Below are 12673 nucleotides of genomic sequence, written 5' to 3' on the forward strand. Positions count from 1 at the left end.
AAGATTGAATGAAACGTGCTGTGATTACTGGCTTAGGGATCGTTTCCAGTATTGGTAATAACCAGCAGGAGGTGCTGTCATCTCTGCGTGAAGGACGCTCTGGCATCACCTTTTCTGAAGAGATGAAAGATTCCGGCATGCGTAGTCACGTCTGGGGTAACGTTAAATTAGATACCACCGGCCTCATCGATCGCAAAGTTGTGCGCTTTATGAGTGATGCGTCCATCTATGCTTATCTTTCCATGGAAGAAGCGATTAAAGATTCTGGCCTCAGCGCTGAAGCGTATCAGAGCAACCCACGTGTGGGTCTGATTGCGGGTTCAGGCGGCGGCTCCCCTCGTTTCCAGGTATTTGGTGCTGATGCAATGCGCAGCCCACGCGGCCTGAAAGCGGTTGGCCCTTATGTGGTCACCAAAGCGATGGCCTCTGGCGTCTCTGCCTGCCTCGCAACGCCATTCAAAATTCATGGCGTAAACTACTCGATTAGCTCAGCCTGTGCCACCTCTGCGCACTGTATCGGTAACGCCGTTGAGCAGATCCAGCTTGGCAAACAGGATATCGTTTTCGCAGGTGGCGGCGAAGAGCTGTGCTGGGAAATGGCCTGTGAGTTCGACGCCATGGGCGCGCTCTCTACCCGTTACAACGACACGCCTGAAAAAGCGTCACGCACTTATGACAATGAGCGCGACGGCTTTGTTATCGCCGGTGGCGGTGGCATGGTCGTCGTTGAAGAGCTGGAGCATGCGCTGGCACGTGGTGCGCATATCTATGCCGAAATCGTCGGTTATGGTGCCACTTCAGACGGTGCAGACATGGTTGCTCCATCAGGTGAAGGCGCAGTGCGCTGCATGAAGATGGCGATGCACGGTGTCGATACCCCAATTGACTATCTGAACAGCCACGGAACCTCTACCCCGGTGGGTGATGTGAAAGAGCTGGGTGCGATTCGTGAAGTGTTTGGCGATAACACGCCATACATCTCAGCAACGAAAGCGATGACCGGCCACTCTCTGGGTGCGGCTGGCGTGCAGGAAGCGATCTACTCGCTGCTGATGCTGGAGCATGGCTTTATCGCGCCAAGCATCAACATCACCTCGCTTGACGCGGCAGCAACCGGTATGAACATCGTCACTGAGCCGATGGAAAAAGAGCTGACTACCGTGATGTCTAACAGCTTTGGTTTTGGCGGCACCAACGCCACGCTGACCATGCGTAAATATCAGGCGTAATTATTACGTCAGCACTCTGAAGGGCCGGCTTGCCGGCCCTTTTTGTTTTACAGCCCATCCGCGTTACCTCGTTCAACCCTCCGTTTTAGCCCTCCCGCTGCAGCAGCCGCAGCAATGTATCGCATCCTGCCACAATCTCGTCAGGCGTCAGTGCGGCAAAGCCCAGCATCCAGCCCTGCTGAGACGAAGACCCGGCATAGAGCGGGCTCAGACGCGGCAGCAGCAGACCCTGTTGAGCCGCCAGTGCGGTTAATCGCGCTTCATCCTGTTGCAGTCTGACAGTTACCTGTAACCCGCCGCCGCTGGCAATCGGCGTGATCCACGGCGACAGTTGCTGAGCGATTAGCGTTAGCAGCAGATCGCGACGGCTGCGATAGAGCTGACGCATCAGCCGCAGATGGCTGGCGAAATGTCCCTGTTGCAGAAAGGCGGCGGTGACAGCCTGCGGCAGCAGGGCGCTGTGTCCATCCAGCACGCTGCGTGCCTGGCCTATGGGGGTAATCAGCGCGGGCGGGACCACCATCCAGGCCAGCCGCAGTGAGGGAAACAGCGACTTCGAGAAGGTACCCAGCGTAATCACCCGCTGATGGCGATCCAGTCCCTGTAGCGCAGGGATAGGACGTTCGTCGTAGTGAAATTCGCTGTCATAATCGTCTTCGATCAGCCAGCACCGGTTATACTGCGCCCACTCCAGCCACGCCAGGCGTCGCGCCAGGCTCAGCGTCACGCCGCCAGGATAATGATGCGATGGCGTCAGGTACATCAGCTTTGCACTGCCGCTGGCGGGGATGGCACCTTCGGCATCGACCCCAATCCCGCGCACCTGTGCGCCGGCAGCCAGAAAGGCGTTACGCGCACCAGGATAGCCCGGCTCCTCCATCCATACCTCATCACCGGGATCGACGAACATCATTGCCAGTAACTGCAGTGCCTGTTGTGAACTGGTCAGAATGATCACCTGTTCCGGCTGGCATACCACGCCCCGGGAAAGCGCCAGATAATCCGCGAGTGCGCTGCGTAACGGCAGGTAGCCGCAGGGATCGCCATATCCCATTGCGGCGCTCCCCAGTGAACGCTGCACGCTGCTGCCGAGGCGTCGCCAGGTGTCGTGGGGAAAAGCGCGTAACTCCGGTGAACCGGCGGCGAACGCATGAGGAAAAGGGGGATCCTGACAGCCACCGGTTGCCAGTACCTGCTGGCCCCGCGCCGAGAAACGGACGGGCTGAGGCCGGGCAGGTAATGATGATGAGTGGGTGGGGATGATGATGGCAACAAAAGTACCGCGACCGGTTTCGCGTCGCAGATAGCCTTCACTCTCCAGCTGTCCGTAGGCCGCTTCCACCGTCACACGTGACAGACGCAGATCCTGCGCCAGCTGCCGACTGGACGGCAACTGCTGACCAGCATGCAGATGGTGCCGGTTGATCGCCAGTCGCAAAGTAGAGCAGAGCCGCTCGCGCACGCCACCACTGGTCTGATGCTGGAAAAGTTGTAGTAACGGAGCAGACATATGGGTCTTATACCTGATGGAGAATGGGTATCAGTAAGCAGTCCACTTTGCCGTAAACTGCAGACTCACCACAACAGGAGAATCACTATGTCATCGGTTTTACGAATTCCGGCCGCCACCCCGCAGCAAAGCCACGACTATCTGCAGGCAAAACTCGCTTTTTACACCGATGCCTGGGATCTGGCGGAAGATCTGGAGCGGCAAATCCCGGATATCGTGGTAATCGATGCTCGCGCGCCGGAGGCTTATCGCGCCGGGCATATTTGCGGCGCGATAAGCTTTCCGCATCGCGAGATGGATGCCACTACCACGGCCCGGCTCGAGCGCAGCAAAGTTTATGTCACGTATTGTGACGGCATTGGCTGTAACGGCTCGACGAAAGCGGCCTGGAAACTGGCCTCGCTGGGATTTCAGGTAAAGGAGTTGATTGGCGGGCTGGATTTCTGGAAACGTGACGGTCATCCGCTGACCTGGGGTGATGCTCCGGGTGAATGGCCAGTCGCCGCGCCCAAAGCATTCTGTGGCTGTTAACTCAGAGGACCAGCCAGAGTAAAAGGGTGATGACGACCAGTGCGACAAAGAAACCCAGCAGGGGGCGCTCTGCCAGAGGTTGAATCGCGGGCGGCAGCGAGGCGACAAAGGGCGACCAGATCGGCTGCGGTTTAATCTCGCTGGCAGCCAGCGGCTGTTCGAGAAGTTTTTCTGCCCGGTCGGCGCGACGGCTGAACAGGAAGTTCAGCAGATCCTGGGTCTGCGTTACGGTGAGCACCGTCTGTGGTGTCGCCTGAAAACGCTGCTGGCTATAGTCCTCCAGTTGCTGCCGCTCCTGCTGATCAAGCGGCTGTTTCAGGGACGCTTCCAGCAATTGCAGCGTCGGTGCGCTGTGCTGACTCAGCGTCTGACGCACCTGCAGATACTGGGTCAGCAGCGGGAAGTGGCGCGACGGGATGGGATCACCGCTGGTCAGATTCACCAGTTTCAGCGCAGCCGTCCACAGCTTACCGGTGGATTCGCCAGTGGCAGCGGCCAGGCGTACCACCTGCTGATTCAGCGTATGGTGTTCAGCAGGCAGCAGCGTGCGATCGCTAACGCGGATCTGCTGCGGCTGAGGAATCGTCATCTGCCCGTTCTGCAGCATCGTCAGCACCTGGCGCAGCTGATCCTGGCTCAGCGCGCTCAGTACGGTCTGACCAAATTGCTGACGGATAAAATCGCTGACGGCCTGACGGTTATTCCCTTTCGGCAGCAGATCGGTGAGCTGGGTCATCAGCTGGCGTGTGGCATGCCCATTTTGCGTCTGCGTAAGGCGGCCATTAAGGTACTGTTCCGCTGCCGGAAAATGACGCGACTGCAACTCTGCTTCACTCTTTACGCCCACTTCATGGCGTACACCCGCCCACAGTTCAGGCGCTTTAAGATTACTGAGCGATGAGATACGCACGATCAGGCGTTCTAACGTCGTGCGCTGCGCAGGGGATAGGGGCTGTTCACCGGCCACTGAACCGTGACGCGTTACGCCAGTTTGTGGATTGACAGATGAACGATCGCCGACCGGCACACCGGGGCCGCTGAGTGGTTGCATGGCGGATTCCTTGGGAAAACAGAACAGCGTGGGGTGCGCCGGAAAATGAATAGGCCATGATAGCAAAAGCCCCCGGGAAATCCCACGGGGGCGCACGCGTTTCGGCGGGAGATTTACTCTTCTGCCAGCTTCAGACGATGACGACGCCAGCGTTTCCAGACTGGCGGCACGACCAGCACGGCAATCGCCAGCACCAGCAGTACTTTGCAAATCAGGCTTTCCCATAGGATGACCATATTCCCGTTGCTGATCGACAGCGCACGACGCAGGTTCTGCTCCAGCATTTCACCCAGCACAAAGCCCAGAATCAATGGCGACATCGGAAAATCCATCTTACGCAGGATATAGCCGAAGATCCCCAGCCCGACCATCAACAGCAGATCGAAGGTAGTGCTATGTACCGCGTAAACACCAACGGCCGAGATGGCGGCGATTGCCGGTACCAGGAACCAGAGGGGAATGGTCAGCATACGGGCGAAAACGTTGATCATCGGGATATTCATGATCAACAGCATCACGTTGCCGATTAACAGAGCGGCAATCAGACCCCAGACGATATCAGGCTGTTCAACAAACATCGCCGGTCCTGGCGTGATGTTATACAGCGTCAACGCGCCGACCATCACCGCAGTCGTGCCCGAGCCGGGGATCCCCAGCGTCAGCATCGGGATAAAGGAGCCACAGGCGGAAGCGTTGTTTGCTGCTTCCGGCGCAGCCACACCGCGAATATCGCCTTTACCAAATTGATCGCTGCCGCTGATCTTCTTCTCGGTCATATAGGCGATGGCGCTGGCAATGGTTGCACCGGCACCCGGCAGTACCCCGACGAAGAAACCAATGAAAGAGGAACGCAGCGTGGCGCCGGTCACCATTGCCGCTTCTTTCATATTGAACATCATGCGTCCGCTGGCCCGAACCGCTTTCTGCCCGCCGCTGGTCGACTCCAGCATCAGCAGAATTTCACTGACCGAGAACAGGCCAATCACCACCACCACAAACTGAATGCCGTCGGAAAGATGAACGCTGTCAAAGGTAAAGCGGTAGACGCCGGTATTGGCATCAACGCCCACCGTGGCCATTCCAAGCCCAATCAGCGCGGCGAGGAACGATTTCAGCGGATTATGGCTCATCATGCTGCCAAGACAGGCGATAGCGAACACCATCAGGGCAAAATATTCTGCCGGACCAAAGGCCAGCGACCAGCTTGCCAGCAGCGGAGCGAACAGAATAATGCCGATAATGGCAATGGTAGAACCGATAAAGGAGCTGACCGCCGAAATCGACAGAGCGACGCCCGCCTTGCCCTGTTGTGCCATCGGATAGCCATCCAGCGCGGTCATGATTGCGCCGGCGTCACCGGGTACGTTAAGCAGGATAGAGGAGATACGTCCGCCATATTCACAACCGATGTAGACCGTTGCCAGCAGAATCAGCGCAGATTCCGCCGGTAAGTGCAGCGCAAAGGCCAGCGGCATCAGAATCGCCACGCCGTTAATCGGGCCAAGACCCGGCAGCAGGCCGACGATGGTGCCGATAAAGCAGCCAATCAGGGCAATCAGCAGGTTCTCTGGCGTCATGGCGACGGCAAAGCCCTGCATTAAAAAGGACCAGGTATCCATGATGCTCTCCTTAACTCAGCCAGCTGCCGACCGGAAGGGTCACTTCCAGCAGGCGATCAAAGGCGTAAAACAGCGTGCTGCCCATCACCAGCCCGGCCAGCGCTGCTGCCCACCAGCGCGCGCCAAACAGCAGACCGATACCGAAGGTCAGCAGGGTGGTGCAGATGGCAAAGCCCAGTGTTTCAAAAAACCAGCCATACAGCAGCATCATCAGCGCCAGCGCGACCAGCCGTTTCAGCGTGCTGCGTGAAGGCCAGTGAATGGTGTCGGGTTTACGGAACAGCATCAGCAGGGCACAGATCGCCATCAGGCCGAGAATCGCCATCGGGAAGGGCCGCGGCCCCACCGGCTCATAGCTGTATTCGCTCTGAATTTGCCAGGCCACCACCATGCCGCCAAGACAGAGCGCCAGCCACAGGCCCGCAAAAATACGATCGCTCATGATGTGCTCCTGTTATTTGGCCAGGCCAAATGATTTTGCCTGCTCACGGTAATCCGCCACCTGCTTTTTCACGTAGCTGTCGAGTTCCTGTCCGAACAGGTTGAATTCGAACAGCCCACGCATATCACGCTGCTTTTTGAATTCCGGGGTATCCACCATTTTTTTGAAGGCCTGCTCCCACCACTGATAATCGGCGTCGCTGACTTTGGGTCCGAGGTAGTAGCCGCGAATAATCGGCCAGACGATATTGAAGCCTTGTTCTTTGGCGGTAGGTACCTGTGCCAGCTGGCCCGGCAGGCGCTGATCGGACATGACCGCCAGTACCCGCATTTTGCCGCCCTGCAGATGCGGTACCATTTCACTCATGTCGCCGGAGACCACCTGAATATGATTGCCGAGCAGTGCCGTCACCGGCTCTCCGCCGCCTTCAAAGGCGACATAGCGCATCTTGCGTGGATCGATACCGGCTTCTCGTGCCAGAAGCGCTGTTTTCATCCAGTCCTGGCTGCCGATAGAAGCCCCGGCTCCGACTACCACTTTGGTTGGATCCGCTTTCATCGCCGCCATCAGTTCACCGAGGTTTTTCCACGGCGCATCCTCACGGACTGCCACCATGCCGTAATCAGTGCCCACCGCTGCCAGCCACTTCACGTCATCAACTGAGTAGCGGCCAAATTTTCCCTGCGACAGATTCAGCAGCGAGCCGCCCGAGAAGGCGACTACCGTGCCGGCTTCAGCCGGGCGCTGGGCAATAATTGCGTTATAGGCAACCGCGCCGACGCCGCCGGGCATATAGGTGACGCGCATCGGCGTCTCAATCTGTTTGGTTTCCTGCAGCGAAACCTGCAACAACTTACAGGTGAGGTCAAAACCGCCACCCGGTTTGGCCGGTGCAATACATTCAGTACGACCTGGACCGTCGGCGGCGGTTGCAGCAGGCACCATCAGTGCCAGCAGAGCGGTAGTCAGGGCGGTATGGATTATTTTTTTCATCGTAGGCTCCATTCATTCTTCCAGAGTGTGATTGCTGCCGAACTATTGGCGTTGCTGAATTGTTAAAACAATTACCTTTCATTTACCTTTCACTGCCCGGATTTAATGACAGGATGTGATATGCGTCTCTTACTGGTGGAAGATACGGCTGACCTGGCGCGCTGGCTGCAGAAAGCGCTGACGCAAAAAGGCTTTGCCGTTGACTGGGTGGCAGATGGTGTCGCCGCCGATCACGCCTTGCAGTGTGAAGCCTATGCGCTGGTCGTGCTGGACGTCTCACTGCCGCGCATCGATGGGCTGGAGGTGCTGACGCGGTTGCGGCGACGCGGACAGAGCGTGCCCGTTTTGCTGCTGACAGCGCGCAGTGCGCTGGACGATCGGGTTCGCGGCCTGAACCTCGGGGCGGATGACTACCTGACCAAGCCTTTTGAACTGGATGAACTGGAAGCGCGGCTACGGGCGCTGCTGCGACGCAGCCAGAACCAGGCTGCGCAAACGCAGTCGCTGGGCCAGCTGGTGCTGGATGGCGAAGGCTATTTCATGCTGGGCGACCGGTCGCTGGCGCTGACGCCGCGTGAATCGAGCATTCTGACTACGCTGATGCAGCGCCACGGCCGGCCGGTTTCCCGTCAGCATCTGTATGAACAGACTTTTAGCCTGGCGGATGAGGCCAGCCCGGAGAGTATTGAGCTGTATGTCCATCGGGTGCGGAAAAAACTGGCGGGCAGCGATGTCGCCATCGTGACGTTACGCGGACTCGGGTACAGCCTGGAAATGCTGCCGTGCGGTTGATCCATTCACTGCGCGGCGAGCTGCTCGCCTGGCTCGGCCTGCCGCTGCTGCTGCTGTGGGCGCTGTCGGTTTACACCCATTATCAGAGCGGGCTGGCGGCCGCTAATCAGGCGTACGATCGCTCGCTGCTGGCCTCGGCGCGCACCGTGGCAGAACGGCTGGTAGTGCGCCAGCATCATCTGGAAGTCGATGTTCCCTGGGTGGTGCTGGACAGTTTCGAACGCAACATGAATGACCAGTTATTTTATCAGGTGATCTCCCCACAGGGAAAGACGCTGTCCGGTTACGACGACCTGCCGCCGATTCCCCCCGCCAGCGCAATGTCGACCGCTTACCCGGCGCTGGTGCACTTTTATGACGGGCGTTATCACCAGCATCGCATTCGGGTAGCGGCACTGTGGCAACCGGTGAGCGAGGCGGGCGTCGACGGTATGGCGCTGGTACTGGTGGCGGAAACGGTCAATTCACGCCAGGAGTTTGCCCGCGGGCTGATGCGTACCGCGCTGATCAGCCAGAGCGGGCTGGTGCTGATGACGTTGCTGCTGGCCAGCCTGATGCTGCGTCGGGTGTTACGCCCGCTGCGGCGTCTGTCACGGATTGTATTACAGCGCGACGGCGGAGAATTAACCCCGTTGCCCTCGCTGCCATGGTCAGAACTGCAACCACTGATCATCGCCTTTAACCGCTATCTGGAGCGTTTGCGCGGCCTGCTGGCGCGTCAGGATCGCTTCAGCGCAGACGCAGCACATCAGTTGCGCACGCCGCTCACTATCCTCAAAACCCAGGTGAGCGTGGCGCTCAGCAGTGAACGACCCGAGCAGTGGCAGGAGAGTCTTCATGGTATGCGTCATACACTGGATGAGACCATCTTACTCACCGATCGGCTGCTGCAGCTGGCGCGTATCAAGGCACGTCACGGTGAAGATAAGCCGATGATGCGGGTCGATCTGGCGGTCATCGTGCGTGAAGCCTGTCTCAGCCGTTACACGGCGGCGCGCACCCGACAAATCGATCTCGGCTATGAGGGCGATGAGAGCAGTGAGGTGATCGGGGACGGCGTGCTGCTCGGCGAGCTGTGTGCCAACCTGCTGGACAACGCCATTAAATATACTCCGCATCACGGTATCGTTACCGCGCGGGTGGTGGCGGGAAAGCTGGAAATCGAGGACAACGGGCCAGGCATTTCCGGGGCAGAGCAGTTGAAGGCGTTACAGCCCTTTCAGCGGCTGGATAATGTCGGCGTGCAGTCGGGTGCCGGCATTGGGCTGGCGCTGGTACAGGATATCTGTGCCTGGCATGGTGCCCGTATGCAGCTGGATCGCAGCCCGCAACTGGGCGGGCTGCGCGTGACGGTATGGTTTACTGCCGACGCAGGTTGACCGGTTTTGTTCGGGTGAGCGGTGTGCGCAGCCGCTGCGCCAGTATTACACCGCCAAGCGTCAGACCGCCGCCAATCCAGTGGTAACTGTGTAGTTGCTCATGCAGGAAGATCACCGCGATCACCGCGGTAAATACCGGGATCAGATTCATAAAGATACTGGTGGTGCTGGCACCCAGACGCTGCACACCGTGGATCCACAGGAATGGCGCGATGATCGAAGCAAACAGACCGGCAAAGGCCACCAGCGGCAGGTTGTGCCGGTTAAGCGCCACCTCGGGGGCCAGCAGAAAACCAGGCAACAGCAGCACGACACCAAATAAAATCTGCACATACAGACTTTGCCAGATCGGCAGCGGCAGTGCCCAGCGCCGTGTCAGCACGCCATACAGCGCATAGGCGGCGGAGGCGGCCAGCATCAGCAGTTCACCTTTACCCAGACCGTGATTCAGCAGTTGCATCACGTTGCCCTCACTGACCAGCCACACCAGACCGGTAAAGGAGATGATGCTGCCGAGCAGGATGCCGAGCGTCGGCGCAATCCGCAGGATCACCACGCTCAGCAGCACGGTGAGCAGGGGGATGAGGGCGCCGATAATGCCCATAAAGAGTGCGCTGACACTTTGTGCTGCGTAGTAGGCGAGACTCTGATAGAGCACCATGCCGAGCAGGCCAAGGATCGCCAGCCGCCAGAGGTGCGGTTTAATGACCTGACGCGTGCGCCAGACGCCGGGCAGCACAAAGGGCGTCAGCACCAGCAGAGCCAGCAACCAGCGGTAGAATGAGATCGCCGCCGGATCGATCGCATCCGCCGAGAGTTTGCTGACAATTGAGTTGATCGACCAGATTATTACCGCAAAGAGCGGGTATAGGAAAAACATGCTGACTCTCCACACGCCATAATGAGGCGCAGTGTACGCTTGTCCGGATTTATTCAGATAGTTAATATCGGACAAAATTAGTTGTGGAGCGGACAGAATGACCCTGAAAGTGATCTACCAGCCGCCCCCTGACGCGCCGCAGCTGCGCTACTTTATGCGTTACGAACAGGCCAATGCCCGCACCGAATATCTGCCGCATGCGCATGCCTGGGGTCAGCTGATTATGGTGAAAAGCCACGTACTGGAGATGCAGGTCGAGGGTGAACGATTGCTGACACCGGCAGATATTCCGGTCTGGATCCCTCCGGGTCAGCTTCACAGTAGCTATAACCATCGTCAGGCACAGTTCCGTACTTTTAATCTGGCGGCCCCGTTATGCGCCGATCTGCCCCGGCGCGCCTGCCTGCTGCTGGTCGATCCCATTGCACATGCCATTATGGGTGAGTTTGCTGAGCAGCAAATCGAGCAACCCGAAACGGATGCGCAGTGGCGGCTGTGCGAGGTGCTGCGCGATCGCCTGCAGCTGGCGCAGGTACAGGAGAGTTATCTGCCCACCTCTGACGATAAATTTCTCGCGCCGGTATTACATGCGCTGGAAGCGCATCCGGGCGATAACACCACGCTGGCGGGCTGGGCGGGGCGAGTCTTTACCACCGAAAGGACGCTGGCGCGGCGCTGCCAGCAGCAACTTCATATGACCTTTGGCGAGTGGCGGCAGCGGCTGCGGTTTCTGCGCGCCATTGTGCTGCTGGAGCAGGGGGAAAGCGTGCAGAGCATCGCCCATGAGCTGGGATACAGTTCAGCTTCGGCACTGATTGTGATGTTCCAGCAACAGGCGGGAACCACGCCCGAACGCTACCGTGCACGGTTAGGCTAACACGTCGCTTTGTGCCAGAATAATTGCCTGACATGTAACTGACAGGAAAGCCGTGGTGAAAATTCTGGTCGATGAAAATATGCCTTATGCCCGTGAGCTATTCAGCCGTACCGGCGACGTGGTCGCGGTGCCGGGGCGTCCGCTGCCGGTGGCTGAACTGGCCGATGCCGATGGCCTGATGGTGCGCTCAGTCACCCAGGTTAATGAGGCCCTGCTGGCAGGAAAGCCGGTGAAATTTGTCGGAACCGCCACGGCGGGCACCGATCATGTCGACGAGAACTGGCTGCAGCAGGCGGGCATTGCGTTCTCTGCCGCACCCGGCTGTAACGCCATTGCGGTGGTGGAATATGTTTTCTCTGCGCTGCTGCTGCTGGCGGAACGCGATGGTTTCCAGCTGCGTGACCGCACTGTCGGCATCGTTGGCGTCGGTAACGTCGGTGGGCGACTGCAAAAGCGTCTTGAGGCCTGGGGCATCAAAACCCTGCTGTGCGATCCGCCGCGTGCCGATCGCGGTGACGAGGGGGATTTCCTGTCGCTGGAGGCCGTGACAGAGCAGGCTGATATTCTGACGTTCCATACGCCGCTGTTTAAAGAGGGCCCGTATAAAAGCTGGCATCTGGCGGATGCGGCGCTGCTGATGGCGCTAAAGCCTAATACTATCCTGATCAACGCCTGTCGCGGCCCGGTGGTGGACAACAGCGCGCTGCTGGAGGTGCTGAAAATGCGGCACGATCTTAGCGTCGTGCTGGATGTCTGGGAGCCGGAGCCGGATCTGTCGCTGGCGCTGCTGGATAAGGTCGATATCGCCACGCCGCACATCGCGGGCTACACGCTGGAAGGCAAAGCGCGCGGCACCACCCAGGTGTTTGAAGCCTGGTGCGACTTTATTGGTCAGCCGCAGCAGGTGCCGCTCAGCACCTTACTGCCGGTGCCGGAATTCAGTGAAATCACCCTGAATGGCCCGCTGGATCAGCCAACGCTGAAACGCCTGGCGCATCTGGTGTATGATGTGCGCCGCGATGATGCCCTCCTGCGTAAAGTGGCGGCGAAACCCGGCGAGTTTGATCGCCTGCGCAAGCAGTATCAGGAGCGCCGCGAGTGGTCATCGCTGCAGGTGAACTGCGATGACGCCACAACCGCTGAGCTGCTGAACCAGCTGGGCTTTAACGCAATCATCTTCCCGGAATAGCGGGCGCTGCAGCTCAGGCGCCCTGGCGCGGTTTCCGCACTGAATTAATCAGTGAACGGAAGGCACGCGCTGCTGGCATGTCTGCATGACGGCGGGTTCCGGGGGGATATACCCAATGGATTTCGGGTTGCATTGAGGCGGCAAGAGAACGAATCCCGATGAGCTTACTCAGGTAAGTGAT

General features: G+C 58.7%; 12 protein-coding genes. 6 read left to right on the plus strand and 6 right to left on the minus strand.

Annotation, left to right across the window (positions count from 1 at the left end; genetic code table 11):
• Positions 1–8: 8 nt before the first annotated feature.
• Positions 9–1229 (plus strand): beta-ketoacyl-ACP synthase I, encoded by a 1221-nt coding sequence (fabB, locus tag ACR8BN_RS05945; RefSeq protein ID WP_010257968.1) that lies wholly within the window; start codon positions 9–11, stop codon positions 1227–1229.
• An 85-nt stretch (positions 1230–1314) separates the two neighbouring features.
• Here fabB and ACR8BN_RS05950 read toward each other — a convergent pair whose 3' ends face one another.
• Positions 1315–2739, minus strand: coding sequence for a PLP-dependent aminotransferase family protein (locus tag ACR8BN_RS05950; RefSeq protein WP_434747405.1), 1425 nt, complete (start codon positions 2737–2739; stop codon positions 1315–1317).
• 87 nt (positions 2740–2826) lie between these two features.
• Here ACR8BN_RS05950 and ACR8BN_RS05955 point away from each other — a divergent pair, with 87 nt between their 5' ends.
• Positions 2827–3270: a rhodanese-like domain-containing protein gene (locus ACR8BN_RS05955; RefSeq protein WP_031590582.1), complete on the plus strand. Its 444-nt coding sequence runs from the start codon at positions 2827–2829 to the stop codon at positions 3268–3270.
• Position 3271: 1 nt separating this feature from the next.
• Here the strand turns inward: ACR8BN_RS05955 and flk are convergent, their stop codons facing one another.
• The 4 genes from flk to ACR8BN_RS05975 form a co-directional block, all read right to left on the minus strand.
• Positions 3272–4321, minus strand: coding sequence for a flagella biosynthesis regulator Flk (gene flk / locus ACR8BN_RS05960; protein ID WP_010671443.1), 1050 nt, complete (start codon positions 4319–4321; stop codon positions 3272–3274).
• 113 nt (positions 4322–4434) lie between these two features.
• Positions 4435–5940, minus strand: coding sequence for a tripartite tricarboxylate transporter permease (locus ACR8BN_RS05965; RefSeq protein ID WP_064703774.1), 1506 nt, complete (start codon positions 5938–5940; stop codon positions 4435–4437).
• 10 nt (positions 5941–5950) lie between these two features.
• Positions 5951–6382: a tripartite tricarboxylate transporter TctB family protein gene (locus ACR8BN_RS05970; protein WP_039388427.1), complete on the minus strand. Its 432-nt coding sequence runs from the start codon at positions 6380–6382 to the stop codon at positions 5951–5953.
• 12 nt (positions 6383–6394) lie between these two features.
• On the minus strand, positions 6395–7375 hold the full coding sequence (locus ACR8BN_RS05975; protein ID WP_039388599.1) for a Bug family tripartite tricarboxylate transporter substrate binding protein: 981 nt from the start codon (positions 7373–7375) through the stop codon (positions 6395–6397).
• Positions 7376–7495: 120 nt separating this feature from the next.
• Between ACR8BN_RS05975 and tctD the strand changes: the two genes are divergently transcribed.
• Together tctD and ACR8BN_RS05985 are read left to right on the plus strand one after the other, a co-directional pair.
• Positions 7496–8167: a transcriptional regulator TctD gene (tctD, locus tag ACR8BN_RS05980; RefSeq protein WP_434747406.1), complete on the plus strand. Its 672-nt coding sequence runs from the start codon at positions 7496–7498 to the stop codon at positions 8165–8167.
• Positions 8158–9546 (plus strand): sensor histidine kinase, encoded by a 1389-nt coding sequence (locus ACR8BN_RS05985; protein WP_434747407.1) that lies wholly within the window; start codon positions 8158–8160, stop codon positions 9544–9546. Before tctD ends, ACR8BN_RS05985 begins: the two co-directional genes overlap by 10 nt.
• Here ACR8BN_RS05985 and ACR8BN_RS05990 read toward each other — a convergent pair.
• The gene (locus ACR8BN_RS05990; RefSeq protein ID WP_434747408.1) at positions 9527–10426 is read right to left on the minus strand and encodes a DMT family transporter; all 900 of its coding nucleotides are present in this window, start codon (positions 10424–10426) and stop codon (positions 9527–9529) included. The two genes, ACR8BN_RS05985 and ACR8BN_RS05990, sit on opposite strands and share 20 nt — an antisense overlap.
• A 97-nt stretch (positions 10427–10523) precedes the next feature.
• Here ACR8BN_RS05990 and ACR8BN_RS05995 point away from each other — a divergent pair, with 97 nt between their 5' ends.
• Both ACR8BN_RS05995 and pdxB read left to right on the plus strand, forming a co-directional pair.
• Complete coding sequence (locus ACR8BN_RS05995) at positions 10524–11303, plus strand: AraC family transcriptional regulator (RefSeq protein ID WP_430018770.1); 780 nt, start codon at positions 10524–10526, stop codon at positions 11301–11303.
• 55 nt (positions 11304–11358) lie between these two features.
• A complete protein-coding gene (pdxB, locus tag ACR8BN_RS06000) occupies positions 11359–12492 on the plus strand; it encodes a 4-phosphoerythronate dehydrogenase PdxB (RefSeq protein WP_434747409.1) in 1134 nt (377 codons plus the stop codon).
• Positions 12493–12673 lie beyond the last annotated feature (181 nt).

It is taken from the genome of Pantoea sp. Lu_F5_004 (assembly GCF_051136245.1).
Classification (GTDB): Bacteria; Pseudomonadota; Gammaproteobacteria; order Enterobacterales; family Enterobacteriaceae; genus Pantoea; species Pantoea agglomerans.

Bases quoted from the DNA above. Each gene is read 5' to 3' on its own strand.
- fabB (WP_010257968.1), top strand. From the start codon at position 9: ATGAAACGTGCTGTGATTACTGGCTTAGGGATCGTTTCCAGTATTGGT.
- ACR8BN_RS05965 (WP_064703774.1), bottom strand. From the start codon at position 5,940: ATGGATACCTGGTCCTTTTTAATGCAGGGCTTTGCCGTCGCCATGACG.
- ACR8BN_RS05950 (WP_434747405.1), bottom strand. From the start codon at position 2,739: ATGTCTGCTCCGTTACTACAACTTTTCCAGCATCAGACCAGTGGTGGC.
- ACR8BN_RS05990 (WP_434747408.1), bottom strand. From the start codon at position 10,426: ATGTTTTTCCTATACCCGCTCTTTGCGGTAATAATCTGGTCGATCAAC.
- flk (WP_010671443.1), bottom strand. From the start codon at position 4,321: ATGCAACCACTCAGCGGCCCCGGTGTGCCGGTCGGCGATCGTTCATCT.
- ACR8BN_RS05970 (WP_039388427.1), bottom strand. From the start codon at position 6,382: ATGAGCGATCGTATTTTTGCGGGCCTGTGGCTGGCGCTCTGTCTTGGC.
- ACR8BN_RS05955 (WP_031590582.1), top strand. From the start codon at position 2,827: ATGTCATCGGTTTTACGAATTCCGGCCGCCACCCCGCAGCAAAGCCAC.
- ACR8BN_RS05975 (WP_039388599.1), bottom strand. From the start codon at position 7,375: ATGAAAAAAATAATCCATACCGCCCTGACTACCGCTCTGCTGGCACTG.
- tctD (WP_434747406.1), top strand. From the start codon at position 7,496: ATGCGTCTCTTACTGGTGGAAGATACGGCTGACCTGGCGCGCTGGCTG.
- ACR8BN_RS05995 (WP_430018770.1), top strand. From the start codon at position 10,524: ATGACCCTGAAAGTGATCTACCAGCCGCCCCCTGACGCGCCGCAGCTG.